The organism is Pseudalkalibacillus sp. SCS-8, from assembly GCF_040126055.1.
Classification (GTDB): domain Bacteria; phylum Bacillota; class Bacilli; order Bacillales; family Fictibacillaceae; genus Pseudalkalibacillus; species Pseudalkalibacillus nanhaiensis.
The window spans coordinates 466,556-492,273 of record NZ_CP143541.1 but is presented as its reverse complement, the minus strand read 5'-3'; the positions used below and the strand labels follow the sequence as shown (position 1 = coordinate 492,273).

General features: G+C 45.4%; 30 protein-coding genes and 1 riboswitch. Of the genes, 5 read left to right on the top strand and 25 right to left on the bottom strand.

Annotated elements, in window-relative coordinates:
- Positions 1-948, top strand: coding sequence for a metal ABC transporter solute-binding protein, Zn/Mn family (locus tag V1497_RS02625; RefSeq protein ID WP_414703595.1), 948 nt, complete (start codon positions 1-3; stop codon positions 946-948).
- 463 nt (positions 949-1,411) lie between these two features.
- Here V1497_RS02625 and V1497_RS02620 read toward each other — a convergent pair whose 3' ends face one another.
- Together V1497_RS02620 and V1497_RS02615 are read right to left on the bottom strand one after the other, a co-directional pair.
- Positions 1,412-2,002, bottom strand: a complete 591-nt coding sequence (locus V1497_RS02620) for an HD domain-containing protein (protein WP_349409441.1) — start codon at positions 2,000-2,002, stop codon at positions 1,412-1,414.
- A gap of 37 nt (positions 2,003-2,039) precedes the next feature.
- Positions 2,040-2,510 (bottom strand): redoxin domain-containing protein, encoded by a 471-nt coding sequence (locus V1497_RS02615; RefSeq protein ID WP_349409440.1) that lies wholly within the window; start codon positions 2,508-2,510, stop codon positions 2,040-2,042.
- Between the two features lie 175 nt (positions 2,511-2,685).
- Here V1497_RS02615 and V1497_RS02610 point away from each other — a divergent pair, with 175 nt between their 5' ends.
- Positions 2,686-3,057 (top strand): cbb3-type cytochrome c oxidase subunit I, encoded by a 372-nt coding sequence (locus V1497_RS02610; protein ID WP_349409439.1) that lies wholly within the window; start codon positions 2,686-2,688, stop codon positions 3,055-3,057.
- 38 nt (positions 3,058-3,095) lie between these two features.
- Here the strand turns inward: V1497_RS02610 and V1497_RS02605 are convergent, their stop codons facing one another.
- The 6 genes from V1497_RS02605 to V1497_RS02580 form a co-directional block, all read right to left on the bottom strand.
- Entirely contained in the window at positions 3,096-4,415 is a 1,320-nt protein-coding gene (locus V1497_RS02605) for a lysine N(6)-hydroxylase/L-ornithine N(5)-oxygenase family protein (RefSeq protein WP_349409438.1), read from the bottom strand.
- 259 nt (positions 4,416-4,674) lie between these two features.
- Entirely contained in the window at positions 4,675-6,792 is a 2,118-nt protein-coding gene (locus V1497_RS02600) for a penicillin-binding protein 2 (RefSeq protein ID WP_349409437.1), read from the bottom strand.
- Between the two features lie 146 nt (positions 6,793-6,938).
- Positions 6,939-7,664 (bottom strand): M15 family metallopeptidase, encoded by a 726-nt coding sequence (locus tag V1497_RS02595; RefSeq protein ID WP_349409436.1) that lies wholly within the window; start codon positions 7,662-7,664, stop codon positions 6,939-6,941.
- Between the two features lie 157 nt (positions 7,665-7,821).
- Positions 7,822-9,036 (bottom strand): D-alanine--D-alanine ligase family protein, encoded by a 1,215-nt coding sequence (locus tag V1497_RS02590; protein WP_349409435.1) that lies wholly within the window; start codon positions 9,034-9,036, stop codon positions 7,822-7,824.
- A 13-nt stretch (positions 9,037-9,049) separates the two neighbouring features.
- Entirely contained in the window at positions 9,050-10,639 is a 1,590-nt protein-coding gene (locus tag V1497_RS02585) for a UDP-N-acetylmuramoyl-tripeptide--D-alanyl-D-alanine ligase (protein WP_349409434.1), read from the bottom strand.
- Complete coding sequence (locus V1497_RS02580; RefSeq protein WP_349409433.1) at positions 10,632-11,408, bottom strand: alpha/beta hydrolase; 777 nt, start codon at positions 11,406-11,408, stop codon at positions 10,632-10,634. The genes V1497_RS02585 and V1497_RS02580 overlap by 8 nt, the downstream gene beginning before the upstream one ends.
- A gap of 310 nt (positions 11,409-11,718) precedes the next feature.
- Between V1497_RS02580 and V1497_RS02575 the strand changes: the two genes are divergently transcribed.
- Entirely contained in the window at positions 11,719-11,940 is a 222-nt protein-coding gene (locus V1497_RS02575; protein WP_349409432.1) for a hypothetical protein, read from the top strand.
- Here V1497_RS02575 and V1497_RS02570 read toward each other — a convergent pair.
- The 7 genes from V1497_RS02570 to V1497_RS02540 all read right to left on the bottom strand — a co-directional run bounded on the left by V1497_RS02570 (position 11,920) and on the right by V1497_RS02540 (position 16,171).
- Entirely contained in the window at positions 11,920-12,150 is a 231-nt protein-coding gene (locus tag V1497_RS02570) for a hypothetical protein (RefSeq protein WP_349409431.1), read from the bottom strand. The genes V1497_RS02575 and V1497_RS02570 overlap by 21 nt on opposite strands.
- Positions 12,151-12,171: 21 nt before the next feature.
- Positions 12,172-12,411 (bottom strand): hypothetical protein, encoded by a 240-nt coding sequence (locus V1497_RS02565; RefSeq protein ID WP_349409430.1) that lies wholly within the window; start codon positions 12,409-12,411, stop codon positions 12,172-12,174.
- Positions 12,396-12,959 carry an HAD-IIIA family hydrolase gene (locus V1497_RS02560; protein ID WP_349409429.1) on the bottom strand — a complete coding sequence of 188 codons (564 nt, stop codon included), beginning with the start codon at positions 12,957-12,959 and terminating at the stop codon, positions 12,396-12,398. The genes V1497_RS02565 and V1497_RS02560 overlap by 16 nt, the downstream gene beginning before the upstream one ends.
- 96 nt (positions 12,960-13,055) lie before the next feature.
- A complete protein-coding gene (locus V1497_RS02555; RefSeq protein WP_349409428.1) occupies positions 13,056-14,033 on the bottom strand; it encodes an NAD(P)-dependent alcohol dehydrogenase in 978 nt (325 codons plus the stop codon).
- A gap of 458 nt (positions 14,034-14,491) precedes the next feature.
- On the bottom strand, positions 14,492-14,863 hold the full coding sequence (locus V1497_RS02550) for a DUF1992 domain-containing protein (protein ID WP_349409427.1): 372 nt from the start codon (positions 14,861-14,863) through the stop codon (positions 14,492-14,494).
- 102 nt (positions 14,864-14,965) lie between these two features.
- On the bottom strand, positions 14,966-15,406 hold the full coding sequence (locus V1497_RS02545) for a pyridoxamine 5'-phosphate oxidase family protein (RefSeq protein ID WP_414703594.1): 441 nt from the start codon (positions 15,404-15,406) through the stop codon (positions 14,966-14,968).
- 51 nt (positions 15,407-15,457) lie between these two features.
- The gene (locus V1497_RS02540; RefSeq protein WP_349409426.1) at positions 15,458-16,171 is read right to left on the bottom strand and encodes a 5-formyltetrahydrofolate cyclo-ligase; all 714 of its coding nucleotides are present in this window, start codon (positions 16,169-16,171) and stop codon (positions 15,458-15,460) included.
- 111 nt (positions 16,172-16,282) lie between these two features.
- On the opposite strand from V1497_RS02540, the gene V1497_RS02535 reads away from it, so the two are divergent.
- Positions 16,283-17,017: a TIGR02206 family membrane protein gene (locus V1497_RS02535; RefSeq protein ID WP_349409425.1), complete on the top strand. Its 735-nt coding sequence runs from the start codon at positions 16,283-16,285 to the stop codon at positions 17,015-17,017.
- An 88-nt stretch (positions 17,018-17,105) separates the two neighbouring features.
- Positions 17,106-18,080, top strand: a complete 975-nt coding sequence (rarD, locus tag V1497_RS02530) for an EamA family transporter RarD (RefSeq protein WP_349409424.1) — start codon at positions 17,106-17,108, stop codon at positions 18,078-18,080.
- Positions 18,081-18,149: 69 nt separating this feature from the next.
- Here the strand turns inward: rarD and V1497_RS02525 are convergent, their stop codons facing one another.
- The 10 genes from V1497_RS02525 to tenI form a co-directional block, all read right to left on the bottom strand.
- A complete protein-coding gene (locus V1497_RS02525; protein ID WP_349409423.1) occupies positions 18,150-18,803 on the bottom strand; it encodes a hypothetical protein in 654 nt (217 codons plus the stop codon).
- Positions 18,804-18,894: 91 nt separating this feature from the next.
- Positions 18,895-19,785, bottom strand: coding sequence for a manganese catalase family protein (locus tag V1497_RS02520; protein WP_349409422.1), 891 nt, complete (start codon positions 19,783-19,785; stop codon positions 18,895-18,897).
- Between the two features lie 18 nt (positions 19,786-19,803).
- Positions 19,804-20,007, bottom strand: a complete 204-nt coding sequence (locus V1497_RS02515; protein WP_349410726.1) for a YuzF family protein — start codon at positions 20,005-20,007, stop codon at positions 19,804-19,806.
- Between the two features lie 263 nt (positions 20,008-20,270).
- Positions 20,271-20,948 carry a thiamine phosphate synthase gene (thiE, locus tag V1497_RS02510; protein WP_349409421.1) on the bottom strand — a complete coding sequence of 226 codons (678 nt, stop codon included), beginning with the start codon at positions 20,946-20,948 and terminating at the stop codon, positions 20,271-20,273.
- Positions 20,945-21,754 carry a bifunctional hydroxymethylpyrimidine kinase/phosphomethylpyrimidine kinase gene (thiD, locus tag V1497_RS02505; RefSeq protein ID WP_349409420.1) on the bottom strand — a complete coding sequence of 270 codons (810 nt, stop codon included), beginning with the start codon at positions 21,752-21,754 and terminating at the stop codon, positions 20,945-20,947. Before thiD ends, thiE begins: the two co-directional genes overlap by 4 nt.
- Before the next feature lie 16 nt (positions 21,755-21,770).
- Entirely contained in the window at positions 21,771-22,790 is a 1,020-nt protein-coding gene (locus V1497_RS02500) for a thiazole biosynthesis adenylyltransferase ThiF (RefSeq protein ID WP_349409419.1), read from the bottom strand.
- The gene (locus V1497_RS02495; RefSeq protein WP_349409418.1) at positions 22,787-23,554 is read right to left on the bottom strand and encodes a thiazole synthase; all 768 of its coding nucleotides are present in this window, start codon (positions 23,552-23,554) and stop codon (positions 22,787-22,789) included. Before V1497_RS02495 ends, V1497_RS02500 begins: the two co-directional genes overlap by 4 nt.
- Position 23,555: 1 nt before the next feature.
- Entirely contained in the window at positions 23,556-23,759 is a 204-nt protein-coding gene (gene thiS, locus V1497_RS02490) for a sulfur carrier protein ThiS (protein WP_349409417.1), read from the bottom strand.
- A gap of 16 nt (positions 23,760-23,775) precedes the next feature.
- On the bottom strand, positions 23,776-24,900 hold the full coding sequence (gene thiO / locus V1497_RS02485; protein WP_349409416.1) for a glycine oxidase ThiO: 1,125 nt from the start codon (positions 24,898-24,900) through the stop codon (positions 23,776-23,778).
- Positions 24,884-25,507 carry a thiazole tautomerase TenI gene (tenI, locus tag V1497_RS02480; RefSeq protein WP_349409415.1) on the bottom strand — a complete coding sequence of 208 codons (624 nt, stop codon included), beginning with the start codon at positions 25,505-25,507 and terminating at the stop codon, positions 24,884-24,886. The genes thiO and tenI overlap by 17 nt, the downstream gene beginning before the upstream one ends.
- Before the next feature lie 82 nt (positions 25,508-25,589).
- Positions 25,590-25,692: riboswitch (TPP riboswitch) on the bottom strand.
- Positions 25,693-25,718: the final 26 nt, after the last annotated feature.

Here is a 25,718-nt window from a genome sequence, read left to right as displayed (position 1 = left end):
ATGTTTAAAAAGATGTACGCTTTATTCATAGGGGTGTTGATGGTATTCTTGCTTGCCGCTTGTAATACCGACGGAGAAGCACAAGAAAAGAAAGACGGCGAAAAGCTTCAAGTCGTCACAACGTATTCGATTTTGTATGATATGATCAAAAACGTTGGTGGAGACAAAGTCGAGGTTCACAGCATGGTTAAAATCGGAAACAACCCGCACGAATATGATCCACTACCTGAAGATGTGAAAAAGACAGCAGACGCTGACGCAGTATTTTATAACGGCTTGAACTTAGAAGCTGGTAACTCATGGTTTGAAAAATTACTAGGCACAACTGGCAAAGATGGAGAAGATGCACCTGTCTTTCGTCTAAGTGAAGGCGTAGAACCAAAATACTTAACGACGAAAGGCAAAGAGGGTGAAGAAGATCCTCACGCTTGGTTGAACGTAGCAAACGGCATCAAATATGTTGAGAATGTCCGTGACGGCTTGATTAAGGTCGACCCGGATAACAAAGAAACGTATGAAAAGAATGCAGAGGAATATATCGCAAAGCTGACTGAACTGCATGAAGAAGCGAAAAACAGCTTCAGTGAAATTCCGAAAGAAGACCGTTACCTTATCACAAGTGAAGGTGCCTTCAAATACTTCAGTGATGCTTATGACATTGAAGCAGGTTACATTTGGGAAATCAACGCCGAGAACCAAGGTACTCCTGACCAAGTCCGCCAAGTGGTCGACTTGATCCGCGAAAAAGATATTAAGGTACTGTTCCTCGAAACAAGTATCGACCCACGTAGTATGGAAACGGTATCTCGTGAAACTGGTGTACCAATCGGAGGAAAAGTCTTCACTGACTCCCTAGGTGCTCCTGGTGAAGATGGAGACACTTACATCAAGATGATGGAGTGGAACATCAATATCATTAAAGAACAACTCCAAAAACACGCAAAATAAATAATAAGGAAGGGATGACCAGGTTCTGGTCATCCCTTTTCTGATTTGGGTGGGGTGGTTATGGTAGAGCAGTGTTTCTAGGGACAAATCCAATACCTTTCTTTGCCCTCATTTTGCGGTTCTGCTCTTTTCAGGGCACATAATAGTGTCTATAAGGTGCTCATTTCCATGTTCCTGCGTTTTCAGCACCTCATTCCGGCTCTTTGAGGTGCTCATTTCCGCGTTGTCGTGTTTTCGGCACCTCATTCCGGCTCTTTGAGGTGCTCATTTCCGCGTTGCCGTGTTTTCAGCACCTCATACCGCCTCTTTGAGGTGTTCATTTCCGCGTTGTCGTGTTTTCAGCACCTCATACCGCCTCTTTGAGGTGTTCATTTCCGCGTTACCGTGTTTTCAGCACCTCATTCCGGCTCTTTAAGGTGCTCATTTCCGCGTTACCGTGTTTTCAGCACCTCACCTGGCTCTTTTACCGCAAATAACCACTTTCCACAGCATCTTCAATAATTGCCTGGGCGTATTCCCATAAGTCCTCAGATCCCTCGGCAATCGTTTCATTCCGCTTCAACACTTGCTCGCGACGGATATCATGCTTTTTCCATGTCTTCCCTTTCGCTTGATGATTCAGCAGCATCGGGTGAAGACGATCAAGTGCCGCAGCAAACCGTGCTTCAGGTGTCTTCCGCTCTTCAAATTCCCGCCACAACTGATAGATCATATCCGCTTGATCCTCAGGCAGCATCGAGAAGATACGTTCAGCAGCTTCTTCTTCGCGCTGCGCTTTATCAGCGTGGCCTATTTCATCGTAAGCGAACGTATCTCCGGCATCGATTTCCACTAAATCGTGAATGAGGAGCATTTTAATGACATGAAGAGTATTGATCTGTTTCTCATTCGCATACTCCTCCAGAATGATCGCCATCATTGCCAAGTGCCAGGAATGCTCAGCATCGTTTTCTTGCCGCGAACCATTCGTCACATAGGTTTGACGCAATACGTTCTTCAATTCGTCGACTTCCAGCAGGAAAGCCATCTGTTTTTGCAACCGTTTAATGTCCAAGCTTCATAATCCCCTTTGTACTACATATTCATCCCTATTATACACAAAGGTCTTTACATTGCTTGAATACATCGAGATATTGGTCACGGTCATTCGCATCAAAAGTCGTATTCATATAACGGATGATGCCATCTTTATCGATAAGGAAAACAGAGCGCTCCGCTACCTGGTCCTCCTCATTTAGCACACCATAATCCTTTGCGGTTGTTTTATGCCAATCCGATAGCAATGGGTATGGCAGCATACCTAAACTTGCGGCAAACACATTATGTGCATAGATATGATCGACACTAATAGCCAAAACGGCTGTTTCATTATCTTCAAAGGTTTTGAAATCCTCTTTCCAAGAGGTGATTTCCTTAATTCAACCAGGGGTGAAATCCAACGGGTAAAAGGCGACGAGAACATGCTTTTTCCCCCTGTAATCGGAAAGCCGGATTTTATCTCCAAAAGTCGAGGATAACAAAAAATCAGGTGCTTCTTGTCCTACTTCAAGCTTTACATCCACTCTTACAACCTCCTTATCATCATGTCATGTTTAAAGTATTTCTTCATAAGTTGTCCACTAAACATAGGATATGTACAAACTCTTGCTTTTGTTATGAGTCATATGTGCTAAATGTTTCCACTAAGACGTATAGATTACTATAATGCACTGAATTTGAATGGAGGGGAGCGCATTTATGAGCATTAAATTAATTAAAATTTCTGCGGTGTATTTTGGAATTGGAGCTCTGATGGGAATGTTCATGTCAATGACTCATAATTTCAGCCTTACACCAGTTCATGCTCACTTGAACTTGCTCGGCTGGACTGCACTGACTTTGGCAGGTATCATCTATCATTTATTCCCGAAGGCGGCTGAATCGACGTTAGCGAAAATTCACTTCTGGGGACATAACATCGGACTTCCAATCATGATGCTTGCACTCGTGCTCGTCGTGTATGGACATGAACAGTTTTTACTCTGCATTAGTATCGGTGCCACAATTACAGTCATCAGCATCCTCTTATTCGTCATCAACATCCTGAAAAATGTTAATGCACCTGAATAAAAAATGAAGGTTGATCCAGGGGGATCAACCTTTTCTTATTAATCGTTCTTCGGTTGGAATTGTTGGAATACCGTCTGTTCACTTACTGGATAGATTTCCTTCCCAGCGATCTTATTGATGATTTGTTGGTTCCGATAGACGGACAACCCCAGGTTCGTCGCTCCAGCACCGTGTGAATGCTCGAGATTCGTCAATGTGAAAATGTGATTTTTCCGGTCATCTTTAAAGCAAAGCTGGTAATCCATGCTCACTTTGAAACGCTTTTCGTCCTCCCATTCAATATCAGAGCTAAAGTTCTCGAACCAATCGGGGATATGTGGCTTGTACCCAGTTGCCAATACGACTTTCTCAGAATAATGCTTGAACGATTCCCCTTTCTGCCATTGGTGACAATCCAATTCATACACATTATTTCCTTCAACAAGCTTAACCTTTTTCACTTCCGTCAACGGCTGAATCGTCACTTTCTTCGCATTCGCATCAACAGAACGATGATACAATAGGTCATAAATCTGTTTCAGCGTTTCAGGATCAATACCTTTGCGAAGCTGTCCTAAGGTGGATAACGCATCCTTCCTCTCCTCGAAGGATAGTTGATGAAAATACGCGACATAATCCGGAGAAAATACTTCCTGGCCCAGCTTGGCGGACTCCAATTGTAAGAAGCCTGCTGACCTTGTATACCAAGTCAGCTCATAATCATAGTCGGGTTGATCTTCAAGCAATTCATAAAACAATTCTGCAGCACTTTGGCCTGATCCAATTACCGTAATTGACTTTGAATCTTTCGCATTCTTTTCATAAAAGCGGAACTGGCTCGAGTGAAATACATCTTCTGCCGCACACCCTTCTGTATCCATAGGGACGAGCGGAACACTCCCCGTTCCCATAACGAGGTGTTTCGTGTAGAACGTTTCCATTGCCTGCGTTTCCGTATCATGAACCACCACTTCATAGACCGGTACGTCCTCCTCGGCAAAATACGTCACATCGACGACCCTTTTTCCGAACAAACAGTTGTCCAGGCGGTTTGCAACCCATGCACCATAGTCACTATACTCTCTTCTCGGAATATCGAACCGATTGAAGAAGTAGAATTTGTACAAACGGTTCTGAGCACGTAGAAAATTCAAAAAGGAGTGCGGATTGGTCGGGTCTGCCAATGTAACCAGATCGGCAAGGAAAGGCACCTGCAGGTCGCTTCCTTCAATCAGCATACCTGGGTGCCATTCAAATTTCGAAGTCTGATCGAAAAATAACGCATCAAGCTCTTCCACCTGATCGAGTAAGGCGGCAAGGCTTAGATTAAATGGTCCAATTCCAACTCCAATGACATCATAAATCCTCTCATCACTCATCCAACTTCGTCCTTTCCCTCGTCGACAAGTTTTTCATTTGTTCAATCAAATGTTTGATTAATCACTCTGAATGCTTACCGATACTGGATTTCACTTTTAAAACAAACGTTTAATTGATCCATTTCGTATCATGTTGACGTTGCTTATCCTCTTATCTACTTTCACCTAAAATGACACTGTTAAACAAAAAGGTCTGGGCAGGTCACATCAAAAAAAGATCGATCCTTTCTCAACCAGGGTCGATCTGTTCATACACGATTTAGTTACCTGCAGCATTTTCGTCTGCTGATTCTTCTTCGGGTACCTCGTCGCCTTCTGCACCTTCTCCTGTACCTTCTTCTTCATCCTCCGGCTTCTCTTCAGGCTTATGCCGGTCATTATAGGCTTCGACCATCTGTTTAACGATTTCTTTGTTGATCGATCCCCCATTTACATTCGGCACGACTACAGAAAACGCGATTTCTGGATTATCGTATGGTGCATAACCAACGAATGTCAGGTTGTACTTTCCAGGTCCGCTAATCTGGGCTGTACCTGTTTTCCCTGCAATCTTCGTATCTTGCAAATAATACGTAGCTGTACCGTTACGACCATGCGTAACTTCATAAAATCCTTTTTGTACACGCTCGATTTCGTCAGCTGTGTTATCTACACGGTTGATGACATTCGTTTTATACTTGGAAACGAGCGGTCCCAGCTTATCTGTACCTGTTGAATAGCGGACTTCCTTCAACAGATGAGGCTGGACCCTGTAGCCGCCATTCGCAATCAACGAAGCGTATTGCGCCATCTGAATCGGCGTATAGGTATCAAACTGGCCGATTGTATAGTAAAGCAGCATACCAGGAGCCGTTATCGGCATACCTCCACGATAACCAAGCGCTTCATTCGGAAGATCGATCTCGGTCTTCACGCCAAGTCCCACTGAGCTGTACACATCTCTCAGCTTCTGGAACGTTTGTTGGAATTGCTGCCCATTCGTCACGATTGCTTGATAGGAGCTTCCATTATTGACGAACCGGAATCCAGCGAATTGGCCAATGGCCATACCCATATAAATGTTTGACGATTGCTCCAGTGCTTGGATGTCATTAACGGTACCAATCCGGTTTCTGTCGAAGGAACTGAACGTCAGGTTGACCCCGCTTCCCCTCAATACGATCGGCATATCATTGATCCAAGGTGCTTCTCCCATTTGGTGGACGGCAAGGATCGTAGCTCCCTTTACTGTCGAACCCATTTCAAACGAGCTTTGAAGTGTCCGGTACGACCGGTCCATGAATTTGCCACCGTCGAGTTCTCTGCCGACCATGGCCAACACTTCACCGGAATACGGCTCCATCATGACTGCATAAGCACTTGTGACTGGTCCATCCCCGTTACTACGGGCCTTCAAGATGTTCTCCTCGAGGATTTCACCGATTTTTTTGTTTAGATCAATGTCAACTGACAGGACGAGATCATGCCCGCGTGCTCCTTGATGGATACGTGGTGAACCGACCGGCGTCCCTCCTTTTGTCGTAAAGGTGTAGGTTTTATCCTTACCGCTTAAAACTCCTTCATACTGCTGCTCGAGATTGGATACTCCGACAAAATCATTTCGTGCGTACCCCTTAAGCAAGTAACTGCGCAATTGTTCTTCAGGGATTTGACCTGTGTTCCCGAAATAGAACTGTCCTCCCTCGGGATAGCTCCTTTCAGCTGTCGATGAAATACCGAAGCGACCTTCGAGCTCATCCAGATGCTCGCCGATGATCGCCACCTCTTTTTCAGTCAAGCCCTTCTTGATGAAGGTAACATCCATGTTTGTAGCTGAGTCGAGCTCCCTTTTGACAGCGAGGATCTGCATGTCTTCTTCGCTTTCTTTAATCGGTTGGAGGTCCTCCTCTGTAATCCGATCAAGCAACAGACGGTAGAGCTCCTTATCATCTAACTCTTCCGAATTGATTTCTTCTTCGGTCAGCTTCATTTTATAAGCTTCTTCCATGCCTTGTTTCAGAATCCAATAATCCTGCAGATCCCGCTCAGTGATTCTTTTTGTATTCATTTCGATGAGCGAGGTGATTTTTTTCGCATACCTTAAGTGTTCCTCATGGCCCGCACCTTGAACACGGATGTAGGTCAGTGCAAAGGAAGGAATATTACTGACGATCAGCTTTCCATTTCGATCGAACATTTTCCCGCGTTCGGTCTGTACAGAAGCGACGACATTCTTCGTCAGTTCAGATTGGGAGCGGAAGTGTTCTCCGTGGACGATTTGTACGAAGCCCAACCTGATGATCAGCAGCGTGAATAACAGAAACACAGACAAAAACAATAGATTCATTCTGCTTGCCAAAGACCTCCGTTGTTGTTTCTTATGCTCCGTGTTATCCATAGTACTTCTCCCCTTTTTAACTCCTGATGCCCCACATAAAGAATTTGTTATCTATTCCAATTATTTCATATGTTATGCATAAAAGAAACTGCTCTTTCCGAGCAGTTTTTAACAAATTTGAGTCGGTTGGGGGGAAGGGGATTTTACTAGACTTCCAGGTTTACAAGTCCGTATTTGGCGGCGGGTTCGTCGCTTTGCTTCGCCCACCATTGGTTGCCATAGTCGAAATGCCACCATTCTGCAGAGTAATTGGTAAAGCCCGAGGTTGTCATAACATGAACGAGAAGTCTGCGGTTCTGCAGGTACGTTTCTTCTTTCTCGTTGAGCGTCCCTTCGTTCTTTTTCTTCTCATCGAAATAACGGGTCCACGCCCGATCCGAAAACTCATCGAATCCTGTTCCCATGTCAAGCGGTTCGTCGTTTTCATCAAGAATGGTGAGATCCACTGCACCGCCAGTACTGTGTGGCGGGGGAGCATCCTCGTCAACAGTAGGGTAAGAGACGAACTGGCGCGCCCCTTCATGCAGACGTTCCTCAGACCAATACGGATGTTCGTCTTTCAACTCGTTCAAATACGTTTCATAGAGGAGTTTCTGAACCGAAAAGGGTCTCCACCCATCCCAGATCAACAGCTTATACCCATCTGGCAGTTTACGAGCTGCTTCCACAAGTTTAAGTGCCACCTCTCTTCGCACATAACAATCACTCATGGCACCCGGAAGGCCCATCGCATAATAACGAGGTTTCACGACTAACAAAGCCGTGTTCATGCTCTGGATGGACACGAGCTCTTCCTTGTTCTCTTGAATCGGAATCTCCTTCCAATCCTTGATGGGATGGATATAGGGTAACGGATAGTCATTTCGGTTCATTGAAAAGCCTCCATTCTTAAAATAAAGTCATCTTAGTAAAGTATTCGATGAATCGTGTCTGAACTTGTTCGTAAACCCTGGATTAAGGAAATCACTGGAATGCTTGCACATTCTATTCTGCAAAAAGAGCCCGGCATCTAGCCAGGCTCCTCTATCATTATGAATTCGATCCTAATTTACTTTTCGTTCCACCTTTAGCACCACCGCTGTGCATAGCGAATAGGTTCGTGTCGACAGAGAACGTGAGTGATTCTCTTTCACGCTTGCGCTTCAGAGCAATTTTAATCATATCTGACGTCAGCTCTTTAAATGATTTTCCTGTCGGCTCCCACAGGTAGAAGGAAAGAGAGCCAGGAATCGTGTTGATTTCGTTCACATACACTTGATTCGTGCTTTTATCAATCAAGAAGTCGATACGAGACACACCGGCACAACCGAGGATCTGGAACGTATCCTTGGCAAGCTGTTGGACTTGGGTGGTCATCTCGTCAGACATTTCCGCTGGAATCTTCCGGTTGGTGCTTTCCATACCTTTGGACGCACCACCGCCTTTTGAGCCGCCTCCACTTTGATACTTATCCTGATAGGTCAAAATATCGGTGCTGCTCAACACTTCTTCACAGACCGAGCTTTCCGCTTCTTCATAATCGCCGAGTACAGAACAGTTGACCTCTTTCAAGTCCGTGACCATCTTTTCTGCTACGATTTTGATTGCGAATTCGGTCGCTAGTTCAACCGCCTCTTCCAGCTCTTCACGGTTTGTCGCCTTGCTTATACCAACACTGGATCCGAGGTTCGCAGGTTTGACGATGACTGGATAGCTGAGGTCATTCTCGATTTTTTCAACGAGCGCATCTTGATCGTTCAACCACTTGGACGCATAGAACCAAACATAATCAAGGATCGGAACACCAGAATCACGCAGGATTTGTTTCATCATCACTTTGTCCATGCCTACCGCTGATGAAAAGACGTCACAACCTACGTACGGAATATCATGCAATTCAAAGAATCCTTGTAAAATACCATCCTCACCATACGTACCATGGATGACAGGGAATGCCACATCAATCTCAGAAACGAGCTTCTTGCCGAACATACCTGTCGTGTGACGATGGATGACCGGACGACCCTGGTCATTCGTCGTAATGATGATCCGTTCGCATTGCTTCAACAGCTCATCGGTATCCTTGTAATTCTCGATATCCAACAACGCTTCCCCGGTATACCAGTTTTTGTTTTTACTGATATAGATTGGAATCGGTTCATATTGATCGCGATCCATCGCTTTGATTGCTTGTAATGCGGATATGACGGATACTTCGTGTTCGACCGATACACCGCCAAAAAAGACGCCAACTTTTACCTTCATCTATTTCCAACCCCTATTCGTTAAATGTATCAGGCAGGTCGTTTTCGATCAGGACGACCGTTTTTTCCTTTGCGATTTCGTTCATTTTCGCTAGCGCATCGTCAAGATTACGAGCGACATAATATTGGTCTTCTGGATACTTTTCCTCTGCCAATCCATCCTGCAACGGCACAGTCTGCTTCTTCCCGACAAGGATGACATAATCACAGACTTTCGCAGCATGCTGACCGAGTCTCTTGTTCAAGTCGTACTCTTCGTCACCAAGCTCGATCATTCCTGGTGTAATCAGCACTTTATAGCCATCCATCTGACTGAGCACCTCAAGTGCCATTTTTGAACCGACCGGATTCGAGTTGAACGCGTCATCAATGATTGTAATCTTGTCGGAATGCTTTTTGATCTCCATACGGTGCTCGACAGGCTGGATCTTCTTCGCCGCTGTGGAAATCCGTTTCGCAGGAACGCCAAGCTCATAAGCTGTCGCGACTGCTGCAACGATATTATAAATGTTATGTTCACCTAACAGCTTCGTCTGGATTTCGATCCTCGTTCCATCTTTGGTCACGACATCAAACTTTGTCCCCTTGTTGGAAAAGCTTATGTTTTCAGCTCGGTAATCGAGATCATCCGCATAGATACCGTAATACACGATTCGTGCGTTACTTTGAGGCTTGCGGGACATGATGTTCTTATCGTCCTTGTTCAGGAAACCGATTCCATCATCCGGAAGACTGTCGATGATTTCATATTTCGTCTTTTTAATGTTTTCCAATGTTTTGAACGTATCCAAGTGCTGTTCACCGATGGCTGTCAGAATCCCATACTTCTGGTGCACAAGGTCACAGATCTCCTGAATATCGTTTTCTTGCTTCGCTCCCATCTCCGCAATGAAATAATCGTGGAAAGGACGGAGCATATTTCTGACTGTAATCGTTACGCCGAGCTTTGTATTATAGCTTTCCGGAGTCATCAGAACGTTTTTATGCGATGACAAGATCGTATGCAGGATATGTTTGACGCTTGTTTTCCCGTAGCTGCCAGTAATACCGATTACTTCAGTATGCTTCGCCTCATTGATGATACGCTCAGCATCATTGAAGTACCCTTGCGCAATCCTTTTTTCAATCGGCAGGTTGATCGTGTTGGCAACGAGAACAACAAAATAGGAAAGAATCGTCAGACCGACATACGTAAATAACAGTGGTACAAGTGCATAAGTATTGATCAATTCAAAATAGAAACTGAAGCCTGCGATGACCGCAACAAGAATGATGACCGTCCCCATAAGCCGCTTTACCCGTGCGGTTACGACCAGCTTCTTCTTTTCTTTTCCTGTTTCACGTAGAAGATATAAGATCAAATAAAGGCCGATGAATAACAAAATTGCGACGTTATCCAGGTTCTCGATGAACGCGATCAGTGCTGTAATGAGCGGGATAAAATCGCGCTTCTTGAATACTTTCCCAAGGTTTTCTTTCATCCATCTCGTGAAACGTTCGTTTCGATATGAGTTCTGTTGAAGCATATGAATGGCCTTACGAAGTCTTGACCACGTATAAAGCCCCCAAAATACGATTCCGATAGCAAATAAGAGACTAAGCATCTTTCCACTCCTTATCTTTTTCAAGGAAGTTATCAATAATTACGAGGAATTGGTTCAATTTCTCCAAGTAGGAATAGTGGCCGACACCATCGAGGACGACCAGACCGGCGTTCGGGATCGCTTGTTCCATGATCTTGGCATCCGATACCGGTGTTGCTGTGTCATTCTCTCCCCAAATAAGGAGTGTCGGAGCTTTGATTTCCGGCATCAAGTGCTGCAGGTCTTCATTGACCACCTTGACCATCGTCTGCTGCATGACCCCTGATGCGTTTTTATAATCCGCAGAGCCGACCTTCCCTTTCACCTTTGTGAGGATATCCTCTTTATAGTTTCGTAATACCGGAAGGTTCAATACATTTTTGATCGTTTTGTACGTATACACCTTCGTATAATACTTCATCGTACGTTTCGGCTTCACCCCTGCACTATCAATTAAGACAAGCTTGTGCACAGGATAATGCGCTGCATAACGAATGGACACCCTACCACCATTAGAATGTCCCATCAGTATTGGATCTTTTATGTTCAATTTTGTAATGAATTCACGAAGCATATTCGTAAACGCTTCTACATCCCAGGCTTCAGGAGGTTCTTCGCTTTCCCCGAACCCCGGAAGATCAATCGAATACACCTTGAAATTTTTCTCTAAAAAGTTATGGACTGGTTCAAAGCTCTTAAGGCTTGTGCCCCAGCCGTGCAACAGCAAAATGCTCCGGCCCTCGCCAGAAACACGATAATTGACGCTTATGCCCCCAATATCAATCTTCATTGATTCTAACGCTCCTTACAATGACAAAATGGTTTTGTTAATCTATAAAAATAAATCCTCTAACGTTATACATATACTTAATACATATTATCATACCTGAAGCTTTTAAGGACAACCCTGGCGCGAATTTCCGCCTCATCCCCAATATATTTCAATAGCCTAAATTCGCTACAACAAAACCTATTGATTGTATTCCATTCTATAATGTTCGTATTTCACTGATCATTTCAAGGAGTATAGGTTGACACTTTTTCAACAAATATGAAGGGAATGCTATAATAGTAGTATATCAATATGAGGAGTGATTCAAATGAGCAAAAGCAACGCTTGGAAAAAGCGAAAGAAACTTGAGCGTGAAGGAAGACGTAACCCTGTATTGAACAGAAGCCAATATGCAATGATTGACCTGCAAACCCGTAAGACCAAAACGAAAAAAGACAGACTCGACCAGCACAAACATAAAGGCCGCTTATCAGATTGGAATAACGATCATGATAAGGGCCTTTTCTGTTTAAACACTCTGTTTGTTTGACCGCAACACCATCAGGTATGCAAACACGACAAGTAATGAAACCGACATGCTGATTGCAGAATACCTGGCAATAATAAAAAAGTATTCGGTGTAAGGAATCATCTCTGATGCACCAGACCCTAAAGGGACTTCTCTCGGGTAGAAAATAAAGGACACAACAAAAGAAAGGACAAAACTATAAAGTGCGGTTTTCAATAGGATCTTCTCCACGTGTTTTCCCCCTAATACGCTTCAGCTTGCCTGATTCTCATCTTCTTGCTCAGTTTCGGCCTTATCACGCTGCTCTTGAAATAAATATAACCCGACCGCTACTGTCACAATAATAAACACGATACTACTGTAGCGTGTGATCGTATATAACAGATCAGAATAACGCATGTACCCGACTGGATACGCGGCAAACAGGACACAGAACGACAGAATAAAGCTGAATAAACCAGCTTGCATCGTCATTTTCATGATTTTCTCCAAACAAATTCCCCCTTTACGATATCTGTTATTTCAATGATTGATTTCACTGTTTTCACATTGTTGAATTTGCATGTATGTTCCTCGGTAATCCAATACCCTGCCATGCCGGTCCGTTCAGCAAGCTCCATGTCACACGCTGAATCACCAACCATGAAGGAACGGTTCAAATCGATATCCGGGTATTTCTCGATGGCTTGTTCAATCATCCCCAGGTTCGGTTTCATACAACGACATCCTTCATCCCGGCGATGAGGACAATAGAAAATATCCTTCACTTCTATGCCATTTTCAGCTAATCTTTTCAGCATCTGGTCTGATAGGCTTTGATAACGTTCAAAGCTGATGAAGCCTTCATTAATCAGATATTGATTCGTCACGATGATGATTGCATAACCCCTTGCTTGGACTTCCTTCAGTGTGTCAAAGGCCCCTTCTATAAACTCCGGTTGATCGACTTCACTCCAGTCATGGTCTGGATAATCCTTTATGATCGTCCCGTCCCGATCGAAAAAAGCGACTTTGATTGTATCCCCCACTTTCTCCAACATCTTCCATCATCCTATTCGATAAGGATTTACGCTATCCTTTTACTTTGGAAAATATTTTTGGCGTGAAAAAAAGACGCTTTACAGGAAAGCGTCTTGCTATGATTTGTTTACCCAGTTAATGACGACATTTCCCTTTTTGTGACCCAGGTCTACATAACGGTGGGCTTCCGCAATTTCTGCCATCGGGTATCGTCGGTCGATGACGGTTCTGATTTTTCCTGCTTCAATGATTTCTTTTAAGAACAGCAAGTCTTTCGAATCTTCGCCTGCTATCCCGCCAATGACTTTCTTCGTGCCAACCTTTGACGTCCAAAGCATTTGAACGATCTGAGGATAATCAAACACGGCTAACAGATAATGACCGTTCTCGTTTAAAGAACGTTTGCAACGTGAGAACGAGGTTTTTCCGACTGTATCAAAAATGATATCGTATGTTTCCCCATTCTCCGTAAAATCCTCTCTTGTGTAATCAATGACACGGTCTGCCCCCAATGACTGGATCAGATCGACATTTCCAGTACTGCAGACACCTGTCACTTCTGCACCATAGTACTTTGCTAGCTGGACGGCATAGGTTCCTACACTACCAGACGCACCATATATCAATACTTTTTGTCCGCTTTTGATCTTCCCTTTTCGAAGAAAGTCCAATGCCGATACTGCTCCAAAGGGGACGGATGCAGCTTCTTCAAAGGTCAAATTGGCAGGCATCAATGTAACAGAACCTTCTGCACGCATCGTTATATATTCTGCATATGTACCTTTGCCGCAAAATCCGTATACCTGATCCCCTTTCTTGAAGCTGGTAACAGCATCACCGACGGATTCTACTTCTCCTGCGAAATCCATTCCCAATATTGATTTTTTAGGCTTCCTTAGTCCAAGGGCCATCTTGGAAATCGGCCACAAGGGCAATGATTTTCTCGAACCGTTCCGTATTCGTGAATCCCCTGATGACACAGTCGTCGCATGGACTCTGATCAAAAGTTCATCTTCCTTCAAAACAGGCTTATCCACCTCTTGAAATTGCAGCACCTCTGGTGGCCCATATTTTGGACACGTAACAGTCTTCATGAATTTTCTCCTCCGTTCGTTGTAAATAACTGCACAATTCATCTATACGAAAAAACGTAAGAATCCATACGAAAAATAGGGAAAATAAAAACCTCCCGTTTTACGAGAGGTCAAACGTGTTAGCACATGCATTTTTGACAGGGTGTTTCATCAAAGGTCGGTTCAAGCGAATTCCACATCTGGACCCAGTAATAGCTTCCGTTCGTTCCTTTGTTCGTGATGACTTTCTGAATAAAGCTTTCTTCCCTAATCCAAGCACAACGCACAGAATGAATTTTGGTTGATTGATGATCCAAGACAATGAAGTATCCTGTTCCTTGTCTCTTAAGGTGTTGAAAATCATTTAAGTGTTTGACAAGCCTCAATCTCGTCACCACCTAACAATGGATTTACAAGCTATTGTTACTATTCCCTAAATGTGTCGAAATTCCTTTATTTTTATTGCTAAAACAAGTTTTTTAATACAATTTGTTAAAAATTTTGTGTTGATAAGAACGATAGGCTGAGGAATGACTTATTTTCCGCTTTTCCATCAACTGATTGAACCGGATGATTTTTTCATTCAAACGTTTGTTTAGCTCTGAACGTTCTTTTTCATCCTTACAGCAGCTGATCAGTTCTTCAAGCGTGACCATTTCCTTTTTCAGCTGAACTTCGGGTGGCACAAAGCCTCCGTTTTTGAGGATTTTATAGCTCAGACGAAGCTCATCAGGCACACCAGCCATTTCGTCCTTTGGTAACGGCTTTCCTTTCCCAGGAAGGTTATCAAACGTCCCTTTCTCCAGTGCTGCTCGAATCCGTTCCTCCGCAATACCGGCTGAAAAATCCATTCCATCACCCCATTGTCATTGTTATGTTCATTTTACCAGATAATGTATGGTAGATTTGTGGCAATATCGAAAAAGGTGAGAGCAGCTGCCCTCACCTTCTATTTATACTTCTAACACTTGTGGTGATTCCGAGCCACTGTTCATGAGCCTGAACAGAGTTGGCTGAATCTCTAATACGATGTAATCAGGATCATCTGGCCCTTTGAACCATTTCTCCATATGCTTGTTCCAGATTTTCTTTTTCAACTCAGGGTCATCCTTGATGGCAGCCGTTCCTTCGACTTCCACGTATGCATCCCCAAGTCCGTCTCCATCATAGCCTAATAAGATATGGACGTTCGGGTTTGCATCGATTTCTTCCGTCTTATGCGTATCCTTATCCGTCGGGGTATACATCGTCAAACCTTCATGGTGAAATGTCATGTAGCGTGAATGAGGCTTGTTATTTTTCACGGTCGCAAGTGTTCCATATTTACTATCATCTAAAACGTTCAGTACTTTTTCCTTCAAATCTTTCACGAAGATCAACTCCTTAATCGGCATCCTTTAGTAATATTCCTTATAGAAGTTGAAATTAAACAAAGCACTTTGTGTTTAAGAATGTGTGAGACGATAGATTTCTTCCAATACTGGCATCTCTTCTCGTTCTTCATCGGTCACTTGGTCCCAGAGTATGCCTGTCGGCTTCTCATAATCATTTTTTGTCTGGATCAGTTCCTTTTCTGTTGCGATGTAATCTACCGTTAAATCATAGGCGTCTCGTGGCAAATCATCGTCAACCAGCTGGACTGAATGAATGGAAGTAATCACGGGGACAGCTGGATTTCCAAGCTCACGGATAATCGCATACTCCCGGTCCGCATACCCCTCTCCTTTTCCGAGCCTCCGACCGTCACGATGAATTGCGACTGACCCGACGACGATCAAGTCAATCGTCGGCATTTCAGAAAGTGGGATAACTTTTCCGTAGGAATGGATGTGGCTTAGGCTAGCAGCTTTCTTCTCCTCTCCATCAGGCACCCATTCCGGCTTGACCATGATGAAGCCGTCCTTCAATCGTGGTGTCGGGACAAGCAACGTTTTTCCATCAATCAAGATTTGTTTTCGTATTGGAAGCTGCGGCGAGTCGGGATTGACCTTGATGACCTTCGCGTTCTTGTACGTGTCCATTTCTGTCACGAACGCTGCAGCTTTCTCGGCCCCTTTAAAGTTCGGAATCCTTCCCTTCAATGGAAAAGGGAAACGCCCTACCTTCTCTTCCGTCATCGTCTCCCATACACGTTCTCGAATTTCTTGTTTGTTCTTCACGATACCGACACCTCTTTCAATAAAAATCGCTCTTTACTCCGGTTCTAAAATATGGAAACATTATAGCAGACATTGATTGGATAGACGAATGCCAGATAAGGGGAGATGAAGATGGGTACATTTTTTTATCCGGAGCTTTATAGAAACTTCACGCTGTTTTCCACGAGCCATTTCATCATGATCAGCGTCCTCACGATTCTCATTGTGACCCTTTTTCTTTTTGGGAGTAGGATCCGGAAAAACACGAAGTACCAGCACCACATTCGATGGACGCTCTTTACAGTTTTAGTGTTGTCGGAATTAAGCTATCAGCTGTGGAGTCTGATGAATGGCGTGTGGGATTTACGCATCCATCTTCCATTCCACCTCTGCTCGATCAGTTCGCTTGCGATCCTCTACTTTTTATTGAAGCCGAACGAATCCCGTTTTCAGCTCGTCTATTTCATCGCCTTTTTACCACCGGTACTTGCGATAGTGACGCCAGACTTGTTGTATGGCTATCCTCATTATCGTTTTTTCCAGTTTTTCATCCATCACATGACACTTGTGGTGACCGTCTTTTATGCCATTCTGATTTTACGTTTACGTCCGAAATTCGCTTCCATTTTCAAAGCTGTTTTTTTCATCAATATCCTGGCGCTGCCGCTGCATTATCTCAATCGTTCGATCGGTTCCAATTATTTGTTCCTTGAAGGGCCTCCTGCAAGTGACACGTTGTTGAGCTGGTTCGGAACCGGGTACTGGTATATCATCAACCTTGAAATTGTCATGTTTGTCGCGTTCTTGATTACCTATTTACCTTTTATGAGCGGAAAAATAAAGGCAAAAAAAGAAGTCGAAATGTAATGGGATAAAAGGAAGACGTTCCGATTGTCTTTTCACGTGAATGGTACTAAAATTGTTCTATCTGAATCCTGAATCGAGGTCCTTATGAATGACTGAAGCACAACGAAAAGAACATCTTGCCGGTGTCGCAGCTGGCGCTGGCGCTTACATCCTATGGGGAATCCTGCCGCTTTATTGGAAGCTGATTCAGCACGTGCCATCCGAAGAAATCCTTGCCCACCGTATGATTTGGTCGTTCGTTTTCATGTTAGGCGTCTTGATGGTGATGAAGCGGATCAATAAGTTTATCCGTGAATTGAAGGAATTGTTCACCAACAAGAAAAAGCTGCTCGGTTTGATTTTCGCATCAATCTTCATCACAATAAACTGGTACACGTACATCTGGGCGGTCAACAACAACCATGTCGTTGAAGCGAGTCTCGGGTATTACATCAATCCGCTTGTCAGCGTGTTGCTCGGTATTATCGTTTTGAAGGAACGACTCTCATTTTGGCAAATCATCTCGTTTCTTCTCGCCACAATCGGTGTGTTGAATCTGACCCTCCACTTCGGGTCGATTCCGTGGGTTGCGATCTCATTGGCGCTAAGCTTCGGGCTTTACGGTTTGCTGAAGAAAATGACAGCACTAGGGGCATTGACCGGTTTGACGATTGAGACGATGTTCATTACACCGATCGCATTGATTTACGTGAGTTTTCTCGTCAACGATGGATCGAATTCATTCGTCATGGCTGATCCGAATACAGCATTGCTCTTGTTCGGAGCAGGAGTCGCTACTGCTGTACCATTGTTACTGTTCGCAACTGGTGCCAACCGCATTTCGTTAACGATGATCGGGTTCCTGCAATACATTGCACCGACCATCATGCTCGTGATCGGTGTTTTCCTTTACAACGAACCGTTTTCTCAGGTCCATATGATTTCGTTCATCTTCATCTGGATTGCTTTGAGCATTTTCACATTAGCCAACACGAAGCTTCTAGCACGCTTCGAACCAAGGCTTTCGAAAAAAGCGAAAGCGTATGAACATGCAAACAAAAAGCCGGACTCCCATGCGGGATGATCCGGCTTTTATGAAAGACATTTCTGCTTGCTTTTTGTGCTGTTTTGTCCTTCATCGCCCTAATTTTAGTTAATTCACTTTATGTGGGTCTTCCGTTAACAGCTCCACTTTGAAGAGGTATACATGGTCATAATCTGCCATCCCATCTTTTATCGCTTGTTCCTCATTTTGGAACAAGTCCCCAGATAAATGGACTCCATCTCCTTCATCTGCAACCATTGCCCCGACCGTAATCGGCTTCCCAATCTGAATTTCGTGCTTTTCATCGATAGGAAGGGACATGGATGCGATAGATGAAGTACCAAGCTTGAGCTTATGGTGACCGGTACTGTTTCCCGTATCATATATGTACGATATATTGAAGTTTTTTTCATCAGCAGCGTTCGTTCCATCTGTCATCAAAAAAGCGATGCGATGCAAATCGCCCTCTTCTTCATCTTCCATGATACCTACGCCTACACTCGACGCTTCTTCTTTTTTGATTCCTTTTTCATAATGATCGATATAGAGCCTCATGAACTTGACGGACTCATCAAGCTCGGTTAAATCATAGATAAAAGAATGCGATACACCTGTGGCTCCCAACAGTCCTTTTTCTTTCGCACTTAAATCAGCAGCCTCCAGCGTCATTTTTCCGCTCGTGCTTTTTACTGCTTCACCTTGTGAACATGCGGCTAGCATTAAGCATGCGAAAACGACGATCATCCATTGTTTTTTGAACAACCTCAATTCCCCCTTTGAAAACACTCCTCTCTATCTTATCAATAATATGGTAAAAAGCACCAGACTCCTCTACAGAGTTCTGGTGCTTATTTTATAAGTCACGCAAAAGCCGTTTCATGATCTGTTCATAATGGTCTTTCGTAATGCCAGGAGCGAATTCTTCAGGGAGACCATCCAAATCCGGGATTTTCGCCCCTTGAGGAGCACCTTCCACCACACGTAATGGCTGCCCGTTTTCCGGATTCGTCCCTTTCCATATTTGCCTGATGCCTTGATACTCGCCATCACTCCACGTATAAAGCACGTTTGCGAGTCCTCTCTCTTCAAATTTTCGGGCATAATCGAATTTCGTGTTCGATAGATTCGGAACAGGGAGCATCTTGGTCAGGTCGGTCCCCGTCGCAATATAGATCGCTTTCGCATAGGCGAGGATATGCGTCCCGCCTCTGACGAGTAAATATCCGATCATTTCCCTTGCTGTCGGGTGGTCTGTCATTTCATACACCCGCATTTTGTGCGTCCTCGCTCCAACTTCCAGGAAGAAGTTATGGATAAGGTCGACGACGAGATTACCACTATTGAATACATAATCACCCCGCCATGGGTTGCCCATCGCATCTGCACCGAGCGCTGTTTGGGCCGTTGCGATGAATTGATCGGCGTTTCGGGCGTCCTTTCCATTCTGGAGTGGTGTAAGATCGGGTGGTGCCGGGAACGAGCTTCCTTTCGTCAACAGATTGATCGAGGTTGATACAAGCTCAACGTGGCCGAATTCTTCGGCGGTGATACTTGCCACCAAATCATAAAAAGGCTTCAGCTTCTTCTTTTCGCGGAAATTGAAGGATTGGAACATATAATTGTTCAGCGTCGACATCTCGCCAAAACGCCCCCCGAGTAACGCCTGGACAGCAGCTGCAGCATTCGCATCGCCGTGTTCAGGTATAGGGAGCTCGATTAATTGTTGATTGATCCGTTTAAACATAGTCGTCCTCCCGCCTGTCTAGTTTGGGAATACCCAGACGATTTGTTGGATCCGTACGAAAAACATCGTGCCATTGACTTGAAGGACGATATGATCCGGCTGGACATCGGTCAGCTTACCTCTCAACGAACCCCGAGTCGTCTCCACCGTCAACATTTTCCCCACGACTGTACACAACGTTTGATACACGTATGGATCAATGAGGCTGAACAATTGTGGCATCCTTTCATCTACCACTCGACACCTCTCCTTTCGCATGAAAACTCTCACTATACTAGCGTACGCACGCCAGAGGTTGTCATAGACGAGAAGAATTCGAAGTGTCAGGCACCAATCTGGAACCCGCGCGCAGCAAGGGGTTTTGATTGGTGCCTGACACCTTCTCCGAACCCGCATCAGACGTGGCATCGTTGAAAGTGCCTGACACTAAAACAATAAAAAAAGAACTGTAACGGACGACCGTTACAGTTCTTTCCAGGAGTTACTCATGAATGGTTTATTTTATGACTGGGATACATCTGTTTAGAACGTTTTACGATGTTAAAAAATTGTTGTGCGCGCTCACGTGGGTTGTCAGCCTGACTGATCGCTGAAATGACCGCTACTCCATCAGCTCCGGCTTCCATAACTTGTTCTACATTGGATGTATTGATCCCGCCGATACCGACAAGGGGGACCTCAAGACCACCTCTACAAATCTCTTCAATAACGATAGGACCCCTTACTTCCTGGATGTCGGTTTTCGTTTTCGTCATGAACATCGGACCGACGCCGATATAATCAGCTCCAGCCCTGACAGCAGCTTCCGCTTCCACTACATCATGAGTTGAGACGCCAAGGATTTTATCTCCGACCCGATGTCTGATCTCCTCAATTGAACCGTCCTCTTGGCCGATATGAACCCCATCTGCGTCTAGCTCAAGTGCGAGTGCGACATCATCGTTCACGATGAAGGGGATGCCTGATGCATGGCAAATTGCTTTGAGATCCAGGGCAAGCTCACGTTTTGCAGCCCCACTCAAACACCCTGACCCTTTTTCCCGGAATTGAAAAAGGGTTACTCCTCCTTCAATCGCTTCCTTCAATACTTCTCGCGGATCACGCTCACAATTCAGACTCCCCATGACTAGGTAAAGCTTCATCGCCTTCTTCACGTTCTTCATTGGATTGAAACTCCAGCATGACGGAACGCCCAATGATTCGTCGGTCCATGTCCAGAGCCGATTCTGAGATTATCATCAATAGCAGCTGTGATAAATTTTTTGGCGACACGCACCGCTTCCTGAACCGTTCTTCCTTTAGCCAGTTCGGCTGTTATTGCTGCTGCAAACGTACAACCTGTTCCATGGGTATTTTCGGTCTGCTTCCGGACCCCTTTGTACTCGTAAAACTGATCCCCATCATATAAAAGGTCATTGGCACACTTTGGGTCGTCGGAATGGCCGCCCTTGATGACAACATTCCGTGCTCCCATCCCATGAAGCATTTCTGCTACTCTCATCCTGTCCTCGACAGATTCGATCGTAATACCGGTCAGAGCTTCTGCCTCCGGAATATTCGGGGTCACTACGAATGCGTGTGGCAGCAATTTCAATTTCAATGCTTCAACCGCTTCCTCTTGTAAAAGAGAAGCCCCACCTTTTGCAATCATGACCGGATCGACGACAATTTTCCGCCATCCGTATATTTCAATCGCTTCCGCAACACTTTCAATGATTTCTGGGCTGAACAGCATGCCGGTCTTCACTGCATCCGGTTCAAGATCGGTCGCAATCGACTTCAGTTGCTCCCTTACCGCTTCAACGGTCATCGGGTACACGCCTTGTACACCAAGTGTGTTTTGGGCAGTAACAGCTGTAATGACAGACATCCCATATACTTCAAGCTCCTGAAACGTCTTCAGATCTGCCTGGATCCCAGCGCCGCCTCCGCTATCCGATCCTGCAATCGTCAATGCTTTGTACGTCATCGTTCGTCCACCTCCATTAGCCTAAATAGCGATGATACAACGTTTTTGCTTCTGCAATGTCCTTCGTTCCGTGTATGAGGGCGCGTCCATCCTTGAACAGGACCATTCGATGCTCGCCAATCCTGAACGACAAAAGGTAAGGATTTTGCTCGACTTTACCGCCCTGAGTTGATAAACGCTTTGCAATCTCTTCCAGATTCCATTCCTGGCGTTTCGGAGGCCTGATTTGAACGGAATCCCGACCGCACAACACCGCTGTCTTTGTCTGGTTTTCATAAGACAGATAAGGGTACGTCGGCTCCTTTCCACACGACAGGCAATCCTCTTTTTTCGCCTTCATCACATTAATAGACGTATGCTGATTGCGCCACAAATCAAAGGAAACAAGCTTTGTCCGCAGTGCTGACCAGTCCTCCACTAAAATCTTCAACGCTTCTGCTGTCTGGTATGCGACAACCATTTGCACCGTCGGACTGATAATCCCAGCCGTGTCGCATGTCAGGCCTCCGATTGGCACCGTCTCGAGCAGACAATTGAGACATGGTGTTTCGTCTGGAATGACCGTCAGGCTGATGCCATAGCTGCTTACACATGCCCCGTAGATCCATGGAATGCCATGCTTTTGTGAAACATCATTGATCATCATCCGGGTATCAAAATTATCCGTCGCATCAAGAATGAGATCGACCCCATCAACAAGCTGCTCAAGCTCTTGTGGTGTTGCATCCAAAATGTGAGCACGAACCTCGACATCTGAATTCACATCTCGCAATCGGTTTTGCGCCGCCACCGCTTTCGGAATCCGTTCATCCGCATCCTTTTCGGTGTAAAGCTGTTGGCGTTGGAGGTTACTCCACTCCACATAATCACGGTCCACGATTGTAAGCGTACCGATACCCGCACGTACAAGCGCTTCTGCATTACCTGTCCCGAGCGCACCAGCGCCGATGATGAGGACATGCTTCTGACTGATCTTCTGTTGTCCTTCCTCTCCGATCGGTGCAAAGAGAGTTTGGCGGGAATAACGGTCACTCACCCTATGCTCATTCCTTCCATCGGACTGCTTGCTGTCGCATACCGTTTTTTCGGAATCCGTCCCGCTTCATAGCCGAGTCGTCCAGCTTCAATCGCTAGTTTCATCGCCTCTGCCATTTTCACTGGATCTTCAGCTGCAGAAACGGCCGTGTTCAGAAGAACGCCATCTGCGCCAAGCTCCATGGCGCGTGCGGCATCAGCCGGTGATCCGATTCCTGCATCCACAATGACCGGTACACTGGATTGCTCGATGATAAAGCTCAGGTTCAACGGGTTGATGATTCCTTGGCCGGAACCGATCGGTGATGCACCAGGCATGATTGCGTGCGCACCGAGCTCCTCAAGCTTTCTTGCAAGCACGACGTCATCTGATGTATACGGCAAGACCGTGAATCCTTCTTTCAAAAGCTCCTCTGTCGCCTTCAACGTTTCAACCGGGTCAGGCAGCAACGTCTTGTCACAGCCGATCACCTCGACCTTGACCATGTCACATAATCCCGATGCTTTAGCGAGCTTCGCATGACGCACCGCTTCCTCAGCCGTTTTTGCCCCTGCTGTGTTCGGCAGCAAGGAATACCGTTCAAGGTCCAGTTTTTCTAAAAAATTCGGCTGGCTCGGCTCGAAAATATTCATGCGGCGTACTGTGAACGTCAGAATTTCAGTATCTGACACTTCGACAGCTTGCTTTTGTATATCAAAGTTCGGGTATTTTCCTGTTCCTAACAACAGTCTTGACTGGAATTCATATTTTCCGATTTTCAACATCTCAACCGCCTCCTACAAATTGTACAATTTCAATTTTGTCGCCGTCCTCAACTTTCCGATCACCATGAGTGTCCTTCTCCAAGATTTCTTCATTATGCTCCACCATGACTACCCGCTTGTCCAATTGGAAATGCGCAATAAGATCTGTAATCGAATTGACCGTTTCAGGCACGGTCACACGTTCACCATTTATAATCAGCTTCATTGTTTATCAACTCCTATCATACATGAAGAGAGGTACGCTTCGTCTGAAAAGCAGAAAACCAATCGTCCTGGACCTGCTTCCCATCGATTAGATCCGCGATAAGTTCACCTGTTTTCGGTGCAAGCAGGATTCCGTTCCGGTAATGCCCTGTGGCGATATATAACCCTTCTTTATCCGGATGAGTGCCCATGTAGGGCAGGCTGTCTGCCGATTGTGGGCGGATTCCAGCCCATGCCCGTTCCCAAGCAGCCTCTTTAATCGCCGGTACGACCTGTTGCATTTTTTCCATCAAGCTGGAGATCCCTTCGACTGTTACACTTTCATCGAACGTTCCCGGCTTCTCAGTCGCACCGATGATCAGCTGGTTACCGGGTTTCGGTACGATATAAACCTCATTTGAAAAAATGGTTCCATTTACGAGACGTCGTTTCGTTTTAAGAGAAAAGCACTCACCTTTCACCGGGTATGTAGGAAGTTCCACACCCGCTTCCTGCAGCAGCTGCTCACTCCATGCTCCGCCTGCGACAATGACATGGTCGGCATGGAAGCTGCCTTGATTCGTTTTCACACCGGTTATCCGCTCATTCTCCTCTATGAGATGATGGACATCTGTATATTCATGGATTTCTGCGCCTAAAGTAGTTGCAGCGGTTGCAAATGCCATCGTTAAAGCTGGAGAGGATACTTGACCGTCATTCCGGATGAACATCGCACCGAGCGTGTCCTTGGATAAAGCCGGTTCCTTCACATGAAGTTCAGCAGCCGGAATCCATTCTGACATTTCACCGAGCTCTTGTTGCGCCGGGATCAATCTTTGAATCCGGGACACTTCCTCTTCGGTCATGGCCACTTTATAGATGCCGTTTTGCTGAAATTCAATGTCGATTCCGCTCAGCCCTTTCAAGTCTTTTTCAAGCTGAGGAAACATGGCACGACTTGCTTTTGCGAACTGAAATAACGGACTGTCTTCTTCGAGCTCCGTTTGAGCCCCAAGCATGCCAGCCGCTGCACTCGATGCCTTTCCAGCGATTTTCCCTCTCTCCAGGACGATGACCTTCCGCCCTCTTTTCGAGAGGTTGTACGCGATGGAACATCCGATAACACCTGCACCGACGATGATTGCATCATACTGTGTATGCATTGTGTACCTCCTTGATCCGTTTCCTGTATTTTTCTGCCGCGACCTGTGGATCTTTCGCTTTTAAAATGCCTGACATGACAGCGACCCCGCTCGCACCTGCACGGATCACTTCCTTCGTGTTCTCAGGAGCGATTCCGCCAATTGCGACAACGGGAAGATCAATACTTCGGGTCAGCTCCTTTAAACCATCCAACCCCCTCGGCTCGAGTCCTGGCTTGGAGGCTGTCTCGAAGATATGCCCGTAAAGGAGGTAGTCCGCTCCCTGCTGTTGAGCAGCTCGCGCTTCATCAATGGAGTGAACGGATTTACCGATAAGCAGGTCCGGAAACGCTTTCTTAACTTCTGAAACTTGTAAACTATGATGGGCCAGCTGGACACCGCTAGCTTCTGAGACTGCTGCAACATCCACCCTGTCATTGATGATGATCTTCTCAAGTGGGACCTCATGTTCAGCTAATTGCTTGACCATTTCTACCAATTCGCGAGCAGGGCGGTCTTTTTCACGTATATGAATGAAATCGACCTCTTGATGGATCCTCCCGATCACTTTTGTAAAATGCTCAATCGTCTGTGTTCCAGTTGAAATGACATGGATCTGTGGCTGCAAAGCGCATCACACCTTTCAAAAAGAGCCATTAAATAAACAAAAAGAAGACCACCCTATGCCTAGAGAGTGGTCTTCGGATATACGTTACCTCAAGCCACTTCCCTACGCTGGTTCCAACCAGATCAGGTTCAAAGGGTCTGGAATGCAGCTTCCATCTCAGTCGGTCGACTCCCCTAGTGAATCATAATTTCCTTAATTTACTTGTTATACC